Consider the following 20,671-nt stretch of genomic DNA (forward strand, 5'->3'; position numbering starts at 1 on the left):
TTATGCTACAGAACTACTTCAAAATCGCCTGGCGGAATTTAACCACACAGCGGAGTTATACCCTGCTCAACATCCTCGGGTTGTCCGTCGGCATGGCGGGCGGACTGCTTATTTTTCTGTTCGTTCGCTACCACCTCAGCACCGACCGGCACCATTCCAAATTTGACCGCATCTTCCGGGTCGTAACGGACATGCACCTCGACGACGGTTCCGTCGAGTATTATCCCGAAGCTCCATTGCCGATGGCCCGGACCTTGCGAGCGGAATACCCGCAGGTCGAACAGGCGGCTTTTCTGATCATGAACCGTGAACTGACCGTAACGTACCAAAAGAACGGGAAACCGCTTCGCTTTCTGGAGCACAAAGGAACCGCTTTTGTTGAGCCGGAATTGTTCGCTATTCTGGACTATCAATGGTTGCGTGGTAATCCTAAAACCGCCCTCCGTGAACCCAACAGCATCGTCCTGACCGAGTCGTGGGCTAAAAAGTATTTCGGCGACGTCGACCCGATGGGTCAAATGCTGAATCTTAAATCCGGAATCGACGCCAAAGTAACCGGTGTTCTGGCCGACCCTCCCAAAACGACCGACACCGATATTCGTTTTTTTATTTCCCTTGCAACACTCAAGGCGTTCAGTCCCGACTTCAATCAGGCGGATTGGAGCTGGCTCAATAGCAATTACCGGCTTTTCGTGACGTTAAAAGATCCCCAATCGGTCGGCAGTCTGGAAGCCGCTATGCCCGCTCTGGCCAAAAAACATCTGGGTTCCAACGTCCTTCAATTTCATTTCCAGCCGCTCCGGGAGAGTCATTTCGATGTTCGGCGCATTTTGGGTGGCGCCACGGCCATCCGCCCGTCGCTGCTCTGGTCGCTGGGGTTGGTGGGGGTGTTTCTGGTGCTGACGGCCTGCATTAATTTCGTCAATCTGGCAACAGCGCAGGCCCTCCGGCGGGGCAAAGAAGTCGGTATTCGCAAAACACTCGGCAGCACCCGGGGGCAACTGGTCCGGCAGTTTTTGCTCGAAACCGCGCTGATCGTGCTGGCCGCTACCAGCCTGGCCCTCCTGATCGCGGTGTTGAGTCTGCCGGTTTTCAATCAGTGGGTCAACATCAATTTATCCCTGCATCCGGACGCGCTGACACTCGGTTTTGTAGCCCTGCTGATTGGCGTGGTAATCCTTTTGGCGGGTGGTTATCCGGCCGCAGTGTTGTCGGGGTTTAGTCCGTGGGCGGCTTTGAAAGGGACGTTGTCGGCTAAATCGGGGGGCAGTTATTCCGTACGGCAGTCGTTGATTGTCCTGCAATTTGTCATTTGCCAGGCTCTGATCATCGGCTCGCTGGTGGTGGCCACGCAGGTTCGTTACATCCAAACGACCGATGTGGGTTTTACGAAAGACAATGTCGTGGTGGTGAATTTGCCCAATCCGCAGAAAGCGTCGCGGGAAACGTTTAAGAATAAACTGCTTCAGTATCCCGAAATTAAATCAATCAGTGCCAGTCACCGCCCGCCATCCGCCCTGATTATGAACGGGGGGTCGTTCAAATTTGGCGACAGGGCCGAATGGACGGATTTCCCGATTCGGGAACGATTGGCCGATGCCGATTACCTCAAAACGTATGGCTTACAACTCGTTGCGGGCCGTAACCTGTCCGAAAGTGATACGATTCGCGAATACCTCATCAACGAAACACTTCTGCGGAAGCTGAACATCCGCGATCCGCAGCAAGTGCTGGGCCGCAAAATGCAGTATTACCTGTCGCCGGTTGCGCTGCCGATTGTGGGGGTGGTGAAGGACTTTCACCTGCGGTCGCTGCGCGACGAAATAGCACCCTGTTTCATTGCCAGTTACTTTAAAATGTATCAGCAGATCGGTATTCGGATTTCGGGTCACAATTCGCAGCAAACCGTTCAGCGCATTCAGAAGGTCTGGAAGAAACAGTTTCCCGATGCGGTTTTTGAATACGAATTTCTGGACGAGCAACTGGCGCAGTTCTACGAAACCGAGAATCTGATTTTCCGGCTGGTCAACACCTTTGCCGGCATCGCCATCCTGATTTGCGGACTCGGGTTATACGGTCTGGTGTCGTTGGTAGTCGTTCAGCGGACGAAAGAAATCGGCATTCGGAAAGTGCTGGGCGCGTCGGTGGCCGGCATTGTTGCGCTGCTCTCGAAAGACTTCCTGAAACTGGTGGTGGTGGGCCTGGTCATTGCCAGCCCGATTGCGGGATACGCCATGAATCAATGGTTACAGGATTTTGCCTATAAGATCAGTCTGGCGTGGTGGATGTTCGCGCTGGCGGGCGGTTTGGCGGTTTTGGTCGCTCTGGTGACGGTTTCATTCCAGAGCATCAAAGCGGCTTTGGCGAATCCGGTGAAGAGTTTGCGTGCGGAATAGGAATACGGATTTGACACGAATTGAACGGATTTTTACGGATGAAATGGATGAAAAATCAGTTCTGATCTGTTCAAACCGTCAAATCCGTGTTCCAATCAAAAAGCTGTTCAGGTCGATTTGCAGGATTTCGGAGAAAGCGGAGTTTTCGGTGAGGCCACCATGGCCCCGGCGATACCGAAACCAGCGCAGGGCTTTACCCCAATCTTCGTTGACAACCGGTAGAGAAGTTACTGGTGGGAAATACATAATTCGTCGTGTTTTAATCAAACTTAACACAATATCCGATGCTTCGCAACTACCTCAAAATCGCCCTGCGCAACCTCTGGCGCAACAAGTTGTATACCGGTTTGAACGTCGGCGGGCTGGCCATCGGGCTGGCGGCCTGTCTGCTGATGGCATTGTATGTCGACCACGAGTTTTCGTACGACGGCTACCACACCAACGCCCACCGGATCGTGCGTGTAACGACCGATATGAAAACGCCGGAGTCGGTTTTGTCGATTGCCTCCAGCCCGGTTCCGCTGGCGGAAGCCCTGAAACGCGATTACCCGGAAGTCGAAACCGCCGTGCGTTTGCTGCCTACTGATGCCGTTATACGTCATGACGATAAGTTGCTCAAAGAATCGGATGTCTATTACGCCGACAAAGAAGTATTCTCGGTTTTCTCGTATGCATTTCTGGCGGGAAATCCGGCTTCGGCGCTGGGCAATCCGAATAGTGCGGTTCTGACCGAACGGCTGGCGAAGAAGTATTTCGGGAAGACGGATGTGCTGGGAAAAACCATAGAATTCAACAAGCAGCTTTTTCAGGTCACCGGCGTCATGGCCGACGCGCCGAGCAATACCGATCTGCCCGTGAGCGCCCTGCTTTCCAAAGTGTTCACCGGGAGCCGGTCGTGGGTGGAAGATGATTTTCCGTGTTATACCTATGTTCTTTTCCGGGATGAACCCAATCTGGCGGTTTTTGGCAAAAAACTGACGCAGCTTGCCAACCGATACGCCAATCCTGAACTGAAAAAGTTGGGCGCGGAGGGCTACTCGCTCAGCTTCCCGGCGGAGGTGTTGCAAGACGTTCATTACAGCCAGGGCAAAATGGCCGATACGCCCAAAGGGAATAAGCAGTACGGGTATCTGTTCGCTTTTCTGTCGATATTTGTCCTGGCCATTGCGCTGCTGAACTACATCAACCTGCTGACGGCCAAAGCCACCGAACGCGCCAAAGAAGTCGGAATTCGGAAGGCCAACGGCGCCCAACGCGGTCAGCTAATCCGGCAATTTCTGTTGGAATCGTTGTTGTTAAGCGCTTTTTCGGTCGGTATTGCCGTGGTGCTGGTGTATTTGGCCCTTTCTTTTTTCAATGAACTGTTACAAATCCGCCTGTCAATCGTCTTGTCAGAAGCCGTGCCGCTGATCGGTTTTACGTGGCTGCTGATCACGCTGGCGGGCGGTTTATACCCCGCTTTCGTGCTGTCCAGTTACCGTCCGGTCGAGGTGTTGAAAGGGCGGCTGGGCAGCTACGGAAAAGGAGCGTGGTTGCGAAAGTCCGTGATTGTTTTTCAGTTTGTGCTGGCCGTTGGCATGATTGCCGGGGTTCTGGTGATTCGCCGGCAAATGAATTTTCTGCAAACCAAAGATCTGGGTTTTTCAAAAGATCGCATTCTGAGCGTTCACCTGCCCGACGACTCGACGGCGCGGGCGGCCGCCACGGCCTTTGCCAACAGCCTGAAAAACCGCAGTGAAGTCGGCGCGGTGACGCTGGGCTCCGGTTTGCAACCGTCGGGCCTGCTGCCAATGGCTTCCACTACCTTCCGAAGCAATGGACGAAAACGGGAACTCATGAGCAACTTTCTATTTGTGGATGACCAGTTTTTACCGTTACTGAACATGAAACTGAAAGCCGGGCGGAACCTGTCGTCGCAATCGAAAGCCGATTTGAAAGGTGGATTCATCGTCAACGAAGCGTTTGTTAAACTGGCGGGATGGAAAGATGGCATCGGGCAGACGATCGACGGATTTGGCCACAAGGGGAAGGTGGTTGGCGTCGTGAAGAATTTCCATTATCGCTCCCTGCACAACCTGATCGAACCTTTGGTGCTGGTTTATAATACGATTCCGGCCAGCAGCGTTATGCTGAACCTGAGGGCCGATCAGTTGCCGGTGGTGAAAACCATCTGGCAGCAACATTACCCGCTCTATCCGTTCGATTATGAATTTCTGGACCAATCGTTTGAGGCCCAATATTACAAAGATCGGGTGTTGGCAACAGTTTTCAACGGTTTCGCCACATTAACCATCCTGGTTTCTTGTTTAGGACTATTCGGTTTTGTTACCTTTACAACGGGGCAACGAACAAAAGAGATTGGGATACGCAAGATTTTGGGCGCATCCGTCGTTAACGTGGTGTTATTGCTCTCCAAAGATTTTCTCAAGTTAGTTCTCATTGCCTTTTTTATTGCTGCTCCGGTTGCCTGGTATGCGCTGGATCGCTGGTTGCAGGATTTCGCGTACCGTGTCGGATTGGAAGGATGGCTCTTCGCAGCAGCGGGTGGTCTGGTCATACTGATTGCCGTGTTGACCGTGTCGTTTCAGTCAATCAATGCCGCATTAATGAATCCGGTAAACAGTTTAAAATCAGAATGAACGCCCTGAACCGCCCGGGTAGCCAGTGGAATGGTGCGGATTCAGGCTACTCTCCCTAAAACAGTAAACACATGAAAACAGCAATTACCCTCGCACTCTTCGGAATCAGCGTCGCGGCTGTCGGGCAGGAACGCTCGTCGATCAGCCGGAGCATCAATGACAATGGCAAAACGTTGCGTATAAAGATCGACGTTGAACAGCCCAGCCGCAACATTCACTACGATCAGGAGTTCGATGCGATGGGGATGAGCAAGGAAGAAAAAGAAGCATTGATCAGCTCGATTCAGGATTCACTGGGCGTTCATGTCGTGGTCAGTCCCCCCCGTGCGCCCAAACCGCCGGTGGCTCCCCGGGGTGGTGTCCGACCAACGCGCTATGAATCGGGCGAAGTGGCGGTTGTGTCGAGAGGAACCGGCACGTCCGGCAACCGGTCGAAAAACGAGGACAGTCAGTTGCCGAAAAACGTGATTGTGGCACCGGACGGCACGCCGTATACCAAAACCCTCATCGAAGATCCCGAAAATAACCGCCTGAAAATGAAGTATGAATACAAGCTCGACGGCGAAGAACACATTTTTGAGCGGACGATCAATCTGCAAGGCAAAAGCGAATCCGAAAAACAGCAGCTTATTGCCGAAACAGAGCGAACGCTGGGCCTGTCGAATGCGCGAAAATGAGCAGTGAACGATAAATAACTGATCCGGTATGGATTGAAAATCCCGACTCAAGGCTCGCGTCTTCAGCCGGGATTTTTTATTTCATTCGAAAACGAATCGACGGTGCAACACGCGTCCACCCCAATCCGTCTATTGAAAAATGGCCCGAAAGAGGTGCTAAAACGTCCTGAACCATGCTTCAAAACTACCTCAAAGTCGCTCTCCGCAGCCTCCGGCGCGATCCGGTTTATTCCAGTATCCATTTGGCGGGTTTGTCCGTTGCCCTGGCGTTCGGCCTGCTGACCTACGCCTTCGTGCGCCACGAACGCTCGTTCGACCGGTTTCAGGCCGACGCCGACCGCATCTACCGGTTTGAATCGACCGATTTGTTTGATTTTGAGGGGAAGCCGAAACAGCACCCACTCAACCTGCCGTTTTTTCCGGCCGAAGAACACCGGAGTCTGATCTTTCCGGTGGTTTTTGGAATGGAAATCAAACAGCAAATGCCGGAATTTCAGGACATCGTTCGAATGACAAGGCTTCAGGAAAGTATCGTGAAATACGGAGCGAACGCGGTGTATGAAAAGGCCATTCTGTTTGCGGATTCCAATTACTTCACGTTTTTCTCGATTCCGTTGACGGTGGGTCGCCCGGAGCAGGTGCTGGCCGGTTTGCACAACGCGGTGATTTCGGAACGGCTGAAGCAGAAACTGTTTGCGAACGATCATCCGGTGGGCAAAACCATCCGGTACGATGGTAAATTCTACACGGTATCGGGCGTGATGCAAAACCCGCCGTCGAACACGGCGCTCACCGCCGAACTGGTGGTGCGGCTGGAAAGCGATGAGTATTATACGAAGCAACTTGAACAACGGTACAAAACCAGCAATGTCTACACACTTGGGAAACTAAGCCCTACCGCTTCGCTGTCGTCAGCAACCGCCAAACTAGCCATGCTAGGGCCACAGCTCTTTAAAGAAGTGATTACTGATATGCTAAAGTCAGCGTCTCCTGAACACAAAGACCGTCTGACCAACGACCAGTTTTTACTCACCGTTCGCCCGCTGACTGATACGCATTTTTCGTTCAACGAACGCTGGAACCGCACGGTTTCGCCGACGAATGTGTACCTGTTGGTGTCCATCAGTCTGTTGATTCTGCTCGTGGCTGGTCTGAATTACATCATCATTTCGCTGTCGAAACTGGCGGGGCGTTTGCAGGAAGTGGGTGTTCGGAAAGTGGTGGGAGCGGCTCCGCAACAGTTGGCGGTGCAACTCTGGCTGGAAACCGTGCTGGTCGTCGGGCTGGCGTCGGTCATCAGTCTGCTGCTGGCGTTGCTGCTGTTGCCGACTTTCAATAACCTGACCGACCGGACGCTGACGGTTTTCGACGTTTTCCAGGCGGGTAATTTGCTGGGCTTGTTGAGCATGGTATTGGCGGTCAGTTTAATCGCGGGAATTTATCCGGCACTGTTGTTCGCCCGTTTACGACCGAATTTGTTTCTGGGCCAAAACCGCACCTACAAAATCAATCCGCTGGTGATTCAGGGCATGATGGGAACGCAGTTTGTGCTGTCGCTGGTGTTGGTGACGGCGGCCATTACGATGCATAAACAGTTGAGTTTTGTGCAGGAAAAGGAACTGGGATTGACGAAAGAACTGGTTCTCAAAGTCAAAAACCTGCAACAGTTTGAGGATGGCAGCGGCCCCCGGATTTATGAACGGTTGCTGCGGTATCAGGCGACGAACCCGGACGTATTGCTGGTAGCGAGCAGTGCGGGCGGGTACGGCGAAGACGGTTTTAACCGCAACGGCACCACGATCAACGGACAGAAATACTGGGCCTTGCAACAGGCCATCGATTACAACTTCTTTACGTTGCTGGGAATCAAACTCAAACAGGGCCGGATTTTTTCGCCGGCGTTCCGGTCGGATACGGCAAAAAGCGTCAAGGCGGTGGTGATCAACGAAACGCTGGCGAAGTTGCTGGGTCAGGAGCTGGTTTTCAACAAACCGCTGGAAACCTTGAATGGGCGGACGGTGATTGGCGTCGTGAATGACCACAACATCGAACCGCTCACCAAAGCCATTCAGCCCGCATATTACAAACTGGATCTGGGCTTTCAGGGCGTGTTTTACCTGAAACTGACGCCCGGCCATCTGTCCGAAAAAGTCGCCCGCATTGCCCGCGACTGGCCGCAGCTTTCCGACGGGCAACCTTTCGAGTATTCTTTTCTGGATCAGGATCTGCAAGCCCGGTATCGCGACTACCAACGCTGGACCACGCTGACCCAACTCGCCACCGGCATTGCATTGCTGATTGCGGCTTTGGGCTTGTTCGGGCTGGCGGGCATTCAGGCCATCAACCGGATGCGGGAAGTCGGTATCCGGAAGGTAATGGGTGCCACTGTGGGGCAACTATGGGTTCTGCTCAACCGCCGGACGCTGACGCTGGTGGGGCTGGCTTTCGCTCTGGCCATCCCGCTATCGACCTGGCTAATGAACCGCTGGCTGGATAGTTTTGCCTACCGCATTCCGCTGAACTGGCCCATTTTTGCGCTCGCGGGCGGTTTGGGCGTTTTCGTCGCGCTGGCTGCGGTCAGCTACCATTCCATTCGGACGGCCTTGATGAATCCGGTGAAGTCACTGCGTTCGGAATGAGGACGGGGCCACGCATTCAGTTAAGAATTAAGAGTTAAGCCGGGACGGTTTCGCCCATCCTTCCCGTAGGGATGGGCCATTTTGTAGGAATGCCGGGCGCGTAAAAATCAAAAACAATCCCGTAGGGATGACGATCAGGCAGGAATGAATTGAACCGTCCCTACGGGACTCATCCCCCTATGATGGCCCACGGTTCCTACAAAATGGGTCATCCCTACGGGATTGTTTTTGATCTTTCTATGGGCCAATTCTACAAAATGGATCATCCTTACGGGATTGTTTTTGATCTTTCTGTGGGGCCGATTCTACAAAATGGATCATCCTTACGGGATTGTTTTTGATCTTTCTGTGGGGCCGATTCTACAAAATGGATCACTCCTACGGGATTGGTTTTGATTTTCTGAGGGAGTCCGGTTGCGCCATCCGTCCCGTAGGGATGGTCGATTTTGTAGGAACCGTGGGCCATCATAGGGGGATGAGTCCCGTAGGGATGGCCCATTTTGTAGAAATCATGCGCATTGATAGGGAGATGGTTCATCTTGTCATTACACGATCGGTCATCCCTACGGGATTGGCGGATTCTCTGCGGACGTCGATTCTACAAAATGGATCATTCCTACGGGATTCGTTTTGATTTCTTGTAGGGACTATTCCCTTTCCGGATTGATTTTAATGTATTAAGTGAATAGCCTTGTGGTATTATATGCGTATCGCCTATCCGTTATCCGCTGACGAGAAAAACGAAAAATCACTTTTGGACCTAACTTTTAACCCGTACTTTAGCGGCCATGAATGGCTTTGGGGGTGTCCCGTGCGGACTGAGATAATACCCTTCGAACCTGACACAGTTGAGACTGTCGTAGGGAAAAGCTGGAGAGAGCGCTCGCTTCTTTCTTTTTGATTTCCGTACCGGGAAACGCACCCATGCGTCCATTCAGCTTTTGCTCACGTCAAAACCCGGTACATTGTGAATACCCTCGAACACGATTTAAACGCCCTGCGGGCAACGGCTCCGCTGGTGCATAACATCACCAATTACGTGGTGATGAACTACACGGCCAACGCCCTGCTGGCCGTCGGTGCGTCGCCAGTGATGGCCCACGCCATCGAAGAAGTGGAAGAAATGGCGGGGATTGCGGGCGCGCTGGTCATCAACATCGGGACGCTTTCGGCACCCTGGGTGCAGGCTATGAAACTGGCGATGAAAAAAGCCGCTGACCTCGGAAAACCGATTGTGCTGGACCCGGTTGGTGCGGGCGCGACGGGCTACCGAAATACCGTCTTATCCGAACTGCTGGAAACCGCTGCGCCGACGGTGATTCGCGGCAATGCGTCCGAAATTCTGACGCTGGCCGGTTTGGGTGGACATACCAAAGGCGTCGACAGCACCGCATCGTCCCTGAGCAGTCTGGACGCGGCCCACGCCCTCAGTGAGCGATTAAGCTGTGTTGTTAGCGTCAGTGGAGCCATCGATGTCATTGTGCAGAAAAACCGCGTTGCATACGTGGAAAACGGCCATCCGCTCATGACGAAGGTGACGGGCATGGGCTGCTCCGCTTCGGCGATTGTGGGTGCGTTTTGCGCCGTTCAGCCGGATTTCTTTCAGGCGGCTGTGTCGGCTGCTGCAACGATGGGCGTTTGCGGACAACTGGCTTTTAGCAAAGCCACCGCGCCCGGTAGTTTCCAGATCGCGTTTCTGGATGCGCTGGCTGAATTGGCCCCCGAAAAACTGGTTGAACTGGCGCGGATTAGATAAGAAACAGAGAAAAGAGTAGAGAAGTGAGACAAGAGACCATGAAAACCGGGTCAGTCGGAATCCCCGTCTTTATTCTCTTGTCTCACCTCTTTCATCTAGAAACATGCAACTCTATTTAGTAACCGACGAAACCGCCTGCCGGGGCTGGGATCTCTTTTGGGTCGTTGAAGAAGCCGTCAAAGGCGGGGTGACGATGGTGCAACTGCGCGAAAAAACGCTCGGCACGCGGGCTTTTGTGGATCGGGCGATCCGCCTGAAGGCGTTGTTACAACCGCATAACGTTCCGCTGATTATCAACGACCGGGTCGATGTGGCGCTGGCCAGCGATGCCGACGGTGTTCACATCGGGCAGAGCGACATGCCGTACGAAACCGTGCGGGCATTGCTGCCACCCGGTAAAATCATCGGCTTATCGGCTGAAACGAAAGAGCACGTACGGGAAGCCGAGGATTGGGATCTTTCCTATCTGGCGTTAAGTCCGTTGTACGCAACGCCTTCCAAAACCGATCATGCCGAACCGTGGGGGCTGGCCGGTTTGCAGTGGGTGCGCGCTAACAGCCGCCATCCGCTGGTGGTCATCGGTGGGTTGAATGTGTTGAATACCGCCGAAGCGATCGAAAACGGCGCCGACGGGATTGCGGTGATTTCCGCGATCTGTAGTGCCGAATCGCCCCAGACAGCGGCTTTTGAATTGAAGAAAACGATACAAACCGGAGTGAAAAAACGATGAAACGCTATCCAACGGTGTTGACCATTGCGGGTTCGGACAGTGGCGGAGGGGCCGGTATTCAGGCTGATTTGAAGACGATTGCGGCTTTGGGTGCCTACGGAACTTCGGCCATCACGGCGCTGACCGCCCAGAATACGCAGGGCGTTCGGGCCATTCACGCGGTTCCGGCGGCTTTTCTGCAAGAACAGCTCGAAGCGGTTTTTGAGGACATCACCATCGACGCCGTTAAAATCGGGATGATCAATACCGTCGAAGTGGTGGAGGTCATTGCCGATGTTCTGGACCGTTTTCAGCCCCTGTTTGTGGTTTTCGATCCGGTGATGGTGGCCACGAGCGGGGCGAAGCTGATTCTGGACGAAACCGTTGACGTCCTGAAAAACCAGCTTTTTCCGCGCGCTACCCTGATTACACCCAACCTGGACGAAGCCCGGATTCTGATGAAAAAACCGATCGAATCGGTTGAGCAGATGCAGGAAGCGGCCGAAGAATTGATCGATCAGGGCTGTCGGGCGGTTTTGCTGAAAGGCGGTCACCTCATTGCGGCCCGGTTGTATGATGTGCTGGCGGTTCGGGGTGAACCGACGCAGGTTTTTGATTCGGACTACATCGAAAGCCGGAATGTCCACGGGACGGGGTGTACGCTTTCGTCGGCGATTGCCACGCATCTGGCATTGGGATGCGCGCTGACCGAGGCCGTTTCACTAGCGAAAGCGTATATATCCGAGGCTATTCGGGCTGGGAAAGACGTCACCACCGGACGTGGTTCCGGCCCTTTGAATCATTCCTTTTCTCCAAAACCCATGGTAATCCGATCATGAAATTCACGGAACAGCTCTGGAATGCCGCGTTGCCGGTGTACGAAAAAATACAGGCACATCCCTTCAATGAGCAACTGAAAACCGGTACGTTACCGGTCGAAACGTTCAAGTTTTACATTTACCAGGATTCACTCTATCTGGCAGATTTTGCGAAAGCGCTGGCCGTCGCCGGAACCCGGTCTTCGACGAGTGAAGAGTTGCTGGAGTTTTTACAGTTTGCCCAAAATGCCATTCTGGTAGAACGCGCCCTGCACGAAAGTTACTTTGCTGCGTACAACATCGGGTTCACCAGCGGCAAGGCACCGGGTTGTTTTGCGTATACAAATTACCTCTTGGCCACCAGTACGTTCGAGTCCTACGAAGTGGCCGTGGCCGCGCTGCTGCCCTGTTTCTGGATTTACAAACGGGTCGGGGATTTTATTTACGCCAACCAGACCACGCCCAATCCCTACCAGAACTGGATCGATGCCTACGCGGGGGAGGAGTTTGGCGTGGCCGTCAACAAAGCCCTTACCATCTGCGACCGTCTGGGCGAACAGGCTTCCGAATCCACCAAAAACCGCATGGTCGAAGCCTACCTAACCTCGTCCCGGCTGGAATACAGTTTCTGGGATAGCGCGTATCGGCGGGAAAGCTGGCCGGTTTAAATCAATGCGTGAGTCCGTAGACGGCAAAGTAGGTCAAAGCACCGGCGATGTAGCCCAGCAATGCAAGTCCACTGATCCGGCGCAGATACCAGCCAAATTCCAGCTTTTCCATGCCCATAACGGCTACCCCGGCGGCTGAACCAATGACAAGCAGACTGCCGCCCGTTCCGGCGCAGTAGGCCAGAAATTCCCACAGTTTGGCATCGGGTGGGTAGGTTGTCATGTCATACATGCCCATTGCGGCCGCCACAATCGGAACGTTGTCGACAATGGCCGATGCCACTCCGATGATCATCACGATGAGGTCGAGATCGCCGACGGCTTCATCGAGCGCTAGAGCCACACTCGAAAGAATTTCAGTGGATTGCAGGGCACCGACGGCCAGCAAGATGCCCAGAAAGAATAAAATACTGGGAATGTCGATTTTGCTTAGGGCATAAGCCGCCGTAAATCGCTGGCGGTGTTCTTCATCTTTATCGGAATGAATAACCTCCGAAACCACCCAAACGGCACCCAGGGCCAGCATCATGGCCATGTAGGGTGGGAGGTGGGTGACGGTTTTGAAGATCGGAACAAAGAGAATGGCGGTTAATCCGGTGGCAAACATGGTGCGCCGGTCGCGCCGTTGAAGCGGGGTAACGTAGGGTCGGCTGATGCCTTTCTTCGCCGTGGCGATCTCGGTTTCGGAGGTCGGTTTGATGGTGAAGGTCAGCCACACCAGCGGCACCAGCAAACAGACCAAACTGGGCAGAAACAGTTGGCTAATGATGTTCATTGTCGTGACCTGGCCGCCAATCCAGAGCATGGTGGTGGTGACATCGCCGATGGGTGACCAGGCGCCCCCGGCATTGGCGGAAATGATGATCATACCGGCCATCAGCCGCCGTTGTTCCGGGTCTTTCACCAGTTTGCGGGTCACCGAAACCATCACGATGGCCGAAGCCAGGTTGTCGAGCATGGCCGACAGGAAGAACGTCAGCCCACAAATCAGCCAGAGCAGCACCCGTGCATTTCGGCTGGCAATGCGGTCGGTGATGATGGAAAAGCCGTCGTGAATATCGATCAGCTCCACAATGGTCATGGCACCCATCAGGAAGAACAGGATCTGGGCAATTTCGGCAAGATGATGCCCCAGACTCTCCAAAACTGGCTCCGGTTCCGGGACATTCAGGATGTAGAGGGTCCAGCAAATCACGCCGGTAATGAGGGCTGTAGCTGTTTTGTTCAGCCGGATGGGATGTTCGAGCGTAATTAAAATATAGCCAATTACGAATACGATTATAATGAGTGTTGTCATGAAGCGAGTGGACTTGCCTGGCCCAAAGGTAGTGCAATCGGGGCATTTAGGGTAAAACTGGTTGATTAGATTAAGCTTAGAATGCGTCGGTTAGTTCGCAATACCGGCTTCGGCCAGCAACACCAGCAGCACGTTTTGCAATCCCAGAACGCCCTGATCGTTCAGCCACCATTCGTTCAGTGAGTGGACATTTCCACCTTTGCCACCGCTGCCAATTGTGACGGCAGGAACCCCTAGCGAAATCGGCGTATTGGCGTTGGTTGAGGAAACGTCCAGTTTAGGCGTGGCACCCAGGTGTTTGGAAACCGCCATCGCCCGTTGCACCAGCGGCACCGTCGGCTCGATTTTGCCGGAAGGACGGTCGCCGATTTTCTTCACATCGACCGTCAGATCGGGGCCGCTGCGTTTCAGTCCGTTTTCTTCTTTCAACGCCCGTTGAACGGCAGCTTGCAGCAACTGATCGATGCCCTTGAGCCGTTCGGGACTTTCGGAGCGCATGTCGATTTCCATCCACGACTCAAACGGAATGGCGTTCACCGACGTGCCTCCGCCGATCACACTGACGCTGTAGGTGGTTTTGATGCCTTGCCGCGTGAATTTATCGGCTTCGTTGGTGAAATAATAAATGGCTTTTCCGAGCGCACCATGCGGATTGACGATGCCGAATGCACCGTAGGAATGCCCGCCCGGCCCTTTGAACGTGATCCGGTAACGGTAGGAACCCAGTCCACGGTGGACAATTTCACTGATGCCGTCGCCATCGACCGCGATGTACGAATTGATTTTGGAACCGTTCGTTTTGAACAGATGCTTGACGCCCCGCAAGTCGCCCAGGCCTTCTTCGCCGACGGCTCCGACAAACCAGACATCCGCGTCGGTTTCGATCTTTGCCTTTTCCAATCCTTTCAAAACCGTCAGAATGGCCACCAATCCCCGGGTGTCGTCGCCAACGCCGGGCGCGTAGAGCGTGTCACCTTTTTGCTTTACTTTCACATCGGTGCCTTCCGGAAAAACCGTGTCCAGGTGCGCTTCGACCACCACGGTTTTTTGGCCGGAGCGGCCTTTGCGTTTGCCAATGACGTTGCCGATCTCATCGATCCAGACCGAATCGACGCCCGCTTCTTTCAGCATGGCGGCATATTTTTTGGCTTTCACCGATTCTTTGAAAGGGGGGGCTGGTGTTTCGGTGAGCGTAATCAGGTCCTGCTTCGTCTGCGGTTCCCATTCCACAAAATGTTGAAAAACCGCCTTCACCGCCGGGCGATTCGCCAGGGTTTTGATTTCATCCGTGTAGCGTTTCTCGACGGCAACAGATTCCTGCGCGTGGAGGGAATGCGAAGAGGTGAAAATAATTACGAAGCTAAAAACCGCTGTTTTGAAAAGATGCGTCATGGATTTTGTGATGAAGGAAAGCCGTGAAGATGGCCTAAAAATAGCAATTCTAACCCAGAAATCGCCATTTATGGTGCAAATACCGGCTGTGTTAAGGGGACCTTTATACGTCACCATATACGTTTTTACAGGTTTGTCCGAAAGCGGAAAACAGGTCGTCCGTTTGCGGACAAAATGGTTTTTGTCTGCAATGTAATTACTTTATAATCAGAAGTTTTTTCTTTCTGGTACAGCGTTTGGACTGAATTAGTTATCCATTTTAGAAACCTGAACGGCCATGCTCAAAAACTACTTCAAAATTGCGTTTCGAAATCTCTGGAAAAACAAGGTTTTTTCGGGCGTCAACATGGCCGGGCTGGCGCTCGGTATTGCCGCTTTTGTATTAATCCTGGAGTACATCAGTTTTGAGAAAAGCGTCAACGGATTCCATGCCAACCTGCCGACTTTGTACCGGATGTTGTGGCAAAACAAAGCTGGCGAGGTCTGGCCGGATATGCCCCCGGCGGTGGCAACGCTGATGAAGCAGCAATTTCCCGAAGTGAAAACGTATTGCCGGGTGGTCGACAATTCGATCTCCGGTATCGTTTCGGCTTCTGAAGGGAAAAACCGCCCGTCGCCGAAAGCTTTCCGGGAAACCGACGTCGCCTATGCCGATGCCAGCTTCTTCACCCTGTTCACGTTTCCACTCGTTCAGGGCGATGCCGCCACCGCGCTGACCCGACCCAATACGGTAGCCGTGTCCGAATCTTACGCCCGGAAGTATTTTGGCGATGCGAAGGCTGTGGGTCAGTTGGTGACGATGAACAACCAGTTTGGAACAACGCTCTTTACGGTTTCGGCGGTTTATGCCGACATGCCCCAAAACTCGGATATGCAGTTTGGCATGGTGTTTTCCCTGCAAACGCTGGCGAACCCGGCCAACCTCAACGGCAACGATTGGGCGCGGCTTGACAGCTTCGACGGAGCGTACCTGATGACGTACCTGCAATTGCCTGAAGGCACGAATACCCGAAAACTGGAGGATAAATTCGATCAGTTGAAGAAGAAAATCCGTCCCGAAGATGCGAACCGGATGGTGTTACAGCCGGTCGCAAACATCCACCTGGGCGCGTCGCTCAGCGATCCGTATCCGACCACCGGCAAGCTGGCTTTCGTCTATTTGCTGGGCGGGATTGCCGTGCTGATTCTGGCGATTGCCTGGTTTAACTACATCAACCTCTCGACGGCGGGGGCCTTGAAACGAGCCAAAGAGGTGGGCGTTCGGAAAGTGGTTGGGGCCGGGCAGCGGCAATTGATCGGTCAGTTTCTGGGCGAATCGTTCCTGCTCAATCTCCTCGGTTTTGGTCTGGCGATTCTGCTGATCAGCGGGTTGCAGACCGTATTCAATGAATTGATCAAAAAAGAATTATCACTGAATATCCTGACCTCCAACAATTTCTGGCTAATCGGATTGGGCCTGCTTCTTTTTGGGGCGCTGGCATCGGGTGGGTATACGGCTTTTGCGTTATCCTCTTTCCAGCCACTTCAGACCTTGAAAGGCGTCTTTGGCAACAGTGCCAAAGGCGGCTCGCTGCGGAAATCGCTGGTTGTTTTTCAGTTCAGCGTGTCGGTGGTCCTCATCATTTGCACGTTCGTGCTGTACCGGCAGTTGCAGTTTATGCAAAACCAGCACCTGGGCGTCAGTCTGGAGCAACGTGTCGTGATTCACGGCCCGGAAGTCGGGAAAGATGCGTCGTTTCAAGCGCGGACGGCGGCTTTTCAACACGAACTCGAGCAATTGCCTTCCATCAAAAATTTTTCCAGTTCGGGAATCGTACCGGGGAATTTTTACAATTTTTCAACCAGCGGAATTGTTAAACAAAATCCGCAGGCAGAGGCCGACAAAATCGTGTATTCGATGGGCTTCATCGACCACCGGTATCTGGCCACGTACGGAATTGCTTTGGCGGCCGGGCGGAATTTTCTGACCACCGAATGCGAAGCGGGCTATGTGAAAAGCGGCAAACTGATGGTGAACGAGACCGGGGCCCGGCGACTGGGTTTCCCGTCAGCCGCCGACGCGGTGGGGAAAATCATCAACTGGGGGCAGGCCTTTGAAATTGTGGGTGTTGTGAAAGACTATCACCACCAGTCGCTTCGGGAAGCCATCGATCCGATCATTTTCATGCCCAGCCAGTACGGCAACTGGCTTACCATCCAGCTAGGCACCGATCAGATTCAGGCGAAAATGGCGGCTCTGGAGCGGCTTTACAAAGCCACCTATCCCGGCAACCCGTTCGAGTTTTTCTTTGTGGACGAGAACTACAACAAGCAATACCAGACCGAGCAGCAATACGGCAGGATTTTCGTCACGGCTTCGCTGCTGGCGATTTTCATTGCCTGCCTGGGTCTGTTCGGCCTGGCGACTTTTATGACCGAGCAACGGACGAAGGAAATCGGTGTCCGGAAAGTGCTGGGTGCTTCGGTGGGCAGCATCGTAACGCTGCTGTCGAAAGATTTCATGAAGCTGGTGCTGATCGCGTTTCTGATTGCTTCGCCCATTGCCTGGTATGCCACCCGGCAGTGGTTGCAGAATTTCGAGTACAAGATCGACTTGGAATGGTGGGTGTTCGGACTGGCGGGCGGAGCCGCCGTGCTGGTGGCACTGGCAACCATTTCGTTCCAGAGCGTCAAAGCCGCTTTGACGAATCCGGTTTCCTCACTTCGCTCGGAATAGAATTAAGAGTTAAGAGTTAAGAGTTAAGAGTTAAGAGTTAAGAGTGAAGAGTTGTGTAGGCGTCAGCCAACTCTTCATTCTTCACTCTTCACTCTTAACTTTTTTTAACGCCCTGGTTTTGTGGGTTGTCCGTACCTTGAATCGCCATTAAGGACGAACAACTTATGTTACAAAATTACCTCAAAATCGCCTGGCGCAGTCTGCGTAAGAACAAAGGGTTCAGCTTTATCAACATCCTGGGTTTGGCCGTCGGCATGGCGGTTGCCATGCTGATTGGCATCTGGGTCTGGGACGAACTGACCTTCGACCGGTTTTATAAAAACGAAGCGAATCTGTACCGGATTATGCTCAACCGGACGGCCAATGGTGAAACTACCACGCAACCCAACGGCGCTCTGCCGTTGGGTAATGTGCTGCGAACCGAAATTCCGGAAATCAGGCGGGTGGTCGAAACGCTCAGTTCCAATTTGCGACCGGAAGACGGTTTGAAAGTCGGGGATAAAAAGCTGATTCGCAAAGGCCAGAATGTCGGAAATTCGTTTTTCCACCTATTCGATCTTCCCTTGTTGCAGGGCAGCCCGGCGACAGCATTGCAGGAACCGAATTCCATTGTACTGACTGAACAAACCGCCAATGCCCTGTTTGGCCAGACGGAACCAATGGGGAAAACCGTTCGGCTCAACGACGCTTTTGACCTGAAAGTGACCGGTGTCCTGAAAAAACTGCCGACCAATACCGCCTGGGATTTTCATTTTCTGGTGCCATTCAGCCACCTGGAAGCCAATGCACCCTGGATTGAAAGCAGCCGCACGAACTGGAACAACAACGTTATCGAATACCTGATCGAACTGCATCCGAATACGGATCCTGCGAAGGTGAACGCCAAATTGCGGGGTCTGATCAAGCGGCATAACCCGGAATCGGTTTTTGAAGCGTTTCTGCATCCGGTTGAAAAATGGCATTTGTACGGCGAGTTCGAAAATGGCAAAAATACCGGCGGGTTCATTCGCTACGTGTGGCTTTTCGGCATCGTTGGTCTGGCGGTTTTGCTGATTGCCTGCATCAATTTCATGAACCTGGCCACTGCCCGGTCCGAAAAACGGGCGAAAGAAGTGGGCGTGCGGAAGGCCGTTGGCTCGTTTCGGTCGCAGCTCATCGGCCAGTTTCTGAGCGAATCGTTGCTGATTGCCAGTCTGTCACTGGGGCTGGCGTTGACTCTGACGCTGGTTTTTCTGCCGGTATTCAACGAAATCACCCAAAAACAGCTCTCGTTTCCGGGACTTAAACCCGGTTTCTGGCTGCTGTCGCTGGGCTTTACCGTGCTGACGGGCGTTTTGGCGGGGAGTTATCCGGCTTTTTACCTGTCGTCGTTCAAGGCCGTGCGGGTGTTGAAAGGCAGCGTTCGCGTTGGGCGAAACGCGAACTGGCCGCGAAAAGTGCTGGTTGTGGCTCAGTTTACGGGCTGTATTGCCTTCATCATCAGTGCTATCCTGGTCTACCAACAAATTCAATACGCGAAAAACCGCCCGGTCGGCTACGACCCCGATCGGTTACTAACGGTTCCGCTGACCAGTGATCTGGACCGGAATTACGAGGCTGTTCGGAATGCGTTGCTGGGTTCCGGCGCGGTGGAAAGCGTGACGAAAGCGTCGAGTCCGGCCACCACCATTACGAGTGACACGCGGGTGGACTGGTCGGGCAAAGCCCCCGACGAAATCATGCGGCTCAATCTGATTGCCGCTTCGCCGGATTATCTGAAGACGATGGGGATTAAACTGAAAACCGGTCGCGATTTTTATGCCAACGGCACGGATTCGGTATCGGCCATTCTAAACGAAGCCGCCGTGAAGGCCATGCGGCTGAAAAATCCGCTGAACCAGGAATTGAGTTTTGTCTGGGACCCCGGCACAAAGCTGCGAATCGTCGGCGTGGTCGAAAATTCGATCATCGAATCGCCGTACACGCCCGTCAATCCGCTCATTCTGATCACCGGCCGTCCGTTTGAACGTTACGTGATTTTTCGGTTGGCTGCGAATCTCAACACGACCGAGGCCCTGGCGCGGATCGAACCGATTTTCCAGAAATTCAACCCGGCTTTTCCGTTCGATTATCAGTTTGTCAACGATGCCTACAACCGCAAGTTTAAACAGGAAGAACTGATCGGAAAACTGGCGGGCGTGTTTGCGATTCTGGCCGTTTTCATTGCCTGTCTCGGGCTGTTTGGGCTGGCGGCTTCCCTCGCCGAACAGCGCACCAAAGAGGTCGGGATTCGCAAGGTGCTGGGAGCCAGTGTGGTGAGTTTGTGGGGGTTGTTGTCCCGCGAGTTTGTCGGGCTGGTGATCGTCGCCTGTCTGCTGGCGTCGCCCCTGGCGGCTTATTTTCTGAACGACTGGCTCTCGCAGTTTGATTACCGCATTAGCTTGAGCGTCTGGGTGTTTGTGCTGGCGGGTGGTCTGGCGATTCTGATTGCGCTGCTGACGGTTTCGTTCCAAAGCATCAAAGCCGCTTTGATGAATCCGGTGATCTCGCTGCGGTCGGAATGAAAAAGAGTTAAGAGCGATGAGTTAAGAATGAAGAGTTAAGCAGTCATTTTTAGTTTTCCTGCGGGGGAGATTGCGCCATCCTTCCCGTAGGGATGGTCCATTTTGTAGGAACTGTGTCCACGTTTATGTGAAATTAGTCCCGTAGGGACGGTTCATTTCGTACCTGCACAATGGGTTATCCCTACGGGATTTTTTGGTTTTTCTGCTGACGCGGTGGCTACAATATGGATCATCCCTACGGGATTTTTGGTTTTCTGCTGATGCGGTGGCTACAAAATGGATCGTCCCTGCGGGACTGTATTTGATCATCGCGGTTGTCAGCCCACTCATCACCGCTTGGCGGCCCCATTGTCTTCATTCTTACCTGAATAAGCCGTCTGTACCAAAGTTAAGCAGGTGAAAACCAGTCGTATTATCTTTA

At 53.3% G+C, this 20,671-nt stretch carries 13 protein-coding genes and 1 riboswitch; of the genes, 10 read left to right on the forward strand and 3 right to left on the reverse strand.

The genetic code is table 11. The annotated features are described in order from the left end of the window. The first annotated feature begins 2 nt into the window (after positions 1-2). Complete coding sequence (locus ACS5NO_RS02930; RefSeq protein WP_439413755.1) at positions 3-2,396, forward strand: ABC transporter permease; 2,394 nt, start codon at positions 3-5, stop codon at positions 2,394-2,396. A gap of 78 nt (positions 2,397-2,474) precedes the next feature. Here ACS5NO_RS02930 and ACS5NO_RS02935 read toward each other — a convergent pair whose 3' ends face one another. Then, the gene (locus ACS5NO_RS02935; RefSeq protein ID WP_439413756.1) at positions 2,475-2,642 is read right to left on the reverse strand and encodes a hypothetical protein; all 168 of its coding nucleotides are present in this window, start codon (positions 2,640-2,642) and stop codon (positions 2,475-2,477) included. A gap of 38 nt (positions 2,643-2,680) precedes the next feature. Here ACS5NO_RS02935 and ACS5NO_RS02940 point away from each other — a divergent pair, with 38 nt between their 5' ends. The 7 genes from ACS5NO_RS02940 (at position 2,681) to tenA (ending at position 12,302) form a co-directional block, all read left to right on the forward strand. After that, on the forward strand, positions 2,681-5,035 hold the full coding sequence (locus tag ACS5NO_RS02940; RefSeq protein WP_439413757.1) for an ABC transporter permease: 2,355 nt from the start codon (positions 2,681-2,683) through the stop codon (positions 5,033-5,035). A 71-nt stretch (positions 5,036-5,106) separates the two neighbouring features. After that, entirely contained in the window at positions 5,107-5,712 is a 606-nt protein-coding gene (locus ACS5NO_RS02945; protein WP_439413758.1) for a hypothetical protein, read from the forward strand. Between the two features lie 173 nt (positions 5,713-5,885). Continuing rightward, positions 5,886-8,351, forward strand: coding sequence for an ABC transporter permease (locus tag ACS5NO_RS02950; protein WP_439413759.1), 2,466 nt, complete (start codon positions 5,886-5,888; stop codon positions 8,349-8,351). A gap of 790 nt (positions 8,352-9,141) precedes the next feature. After that, a riboswitch (TPP riboswitch) is annotated at positions 9,142-9,234 on the forward strand. A gap of 84 nt (positions 9,235-9,318) precedes the next feature. Beyond that, complete coding sequence (gene thiM, locus ACS5NO_RS02955; protein ID WP_439413760.1) at positions 9,319-10,107, forward strand: hydroxyethylthiazole kinase; 789 nt, start codon at positions 9,319-9,321, stop codon at positions 10,105-10,107. A gap of 103 nt (positions 10,108-10,210) precedes the next feature. Then, the gene (gene thiE / locus ACS5NO_RS02960; RefSeq protein WP_439413761.1) at positions 10,211-10,837 is read left to right on the forward strand and encodes a thiamine phosphate synthase; all 627 of its coding nucleotides are present in this window, start codon (positions 10,211-10,213) and stop codon (positions 10,835-10,837) included. Beyond that, positions 10,834-11,655 (forward strand): bifunctional hydroxymethylpyrimidine kinase/phosphomethylpyrimidine kinase, encoded by an 822-nt coding sequence (thiD, locus tag ACS5NO_RS02965; RefSeq protein WP_439413762.1) that lies wholly within the window; start codon positions 10,834-10,836, stop codon positions 11,653-11,655. The genes thiE and thiD overlap by 4 nt, the downstream gene beginning before the upstream one ends. Beyond that, positions 11,652-12,302 (forward strand): thiaminase II, encoded by a 651-nt coding sequence (gene tenA / locus ACS5NO_RS02970; RefSeq protein ID WP_439413763.1) that lies wholly within the window; start codon positions 11,652-11,654, stop codon positions 12,300-12,302. The genes thiD and tenA overlap by 4 nt, the downstream gene beginning before the upstream one ends. A 1-nt stretch (position 12,303) precedes the next feature. Here the strand turns inward: tenA and nhaD are convergent, their stop codons facing one another. Together nhaD and ACS5NO_RS02980 are read right to left on the reverse strand one after the other, a co-directional pair. Further along, the gene (gene nhaD, locus ACS5NO_RS02975) at positions 12,304-13,599 is read right to left on the reverse strand and encodes a sodium:proton antiporter NhaD (RefSeq protein WP_439413764.1); all 1,296 of its coding nucleotides are present in this window, start codon (positions 13,597-13,599) and stop codon (positions 12,304-12,306) included. A gap of 90 nt (positions 13,600-13,689) precedes the next feature. Then, positions 13,690-14,991, reverse strand: a complete 1,302-nt coding sequence (locus ACS5NO_RS02980) for a M20/M25/M40 family metallo-hydrolase (protein WP_439413765.1) — start codon at positions 14,989-14,991, stop codon at positions 13,690-13,692. A gap of 277 nt (positions 14,992-15,268) precedes the next feature. On the opposite strand from ACS5NO_RS02980, the gene ACS5NO_RS02985 reads away from it, so the two are divergent. Further along, the gene (locus ACS5NO_RS02985; protein ID WP_439413766.1) at positions 15,269-17,707 is read left to right on the forward strand and encodes an ABC transporter permease; all 2,439 of its coding nucleotides are present in this window, start codon (positions 15,269-15,271) and stop codon (positions 17,705-17,707) included. 164 nt (positions 17,708-17,871) lie between these two features. Beyond that, positions 17,872-20,250 (forward strand): ABC transporter permease, encoded by a 2,379-nt coding sequence (locus ACS5NO_RS02990; protein ID WP_439413767.1) that lies wholly within the window; start codon positions 17,872-17,874, stop codon positions 20,248-20,250. Positions 20,251-20,671: the final 421 nt, after the last annotated feature.

The sequence above is a fragment of the Larkinella fluvii genome (assembly GCF_051857545.1).
In the GTDB taxonomy this organism is placed as follows: domain Bacteria; phylum Bacteroidota; class Bacteroidia; order Cytophagales; family Spirosomataceae; genus Larkinella.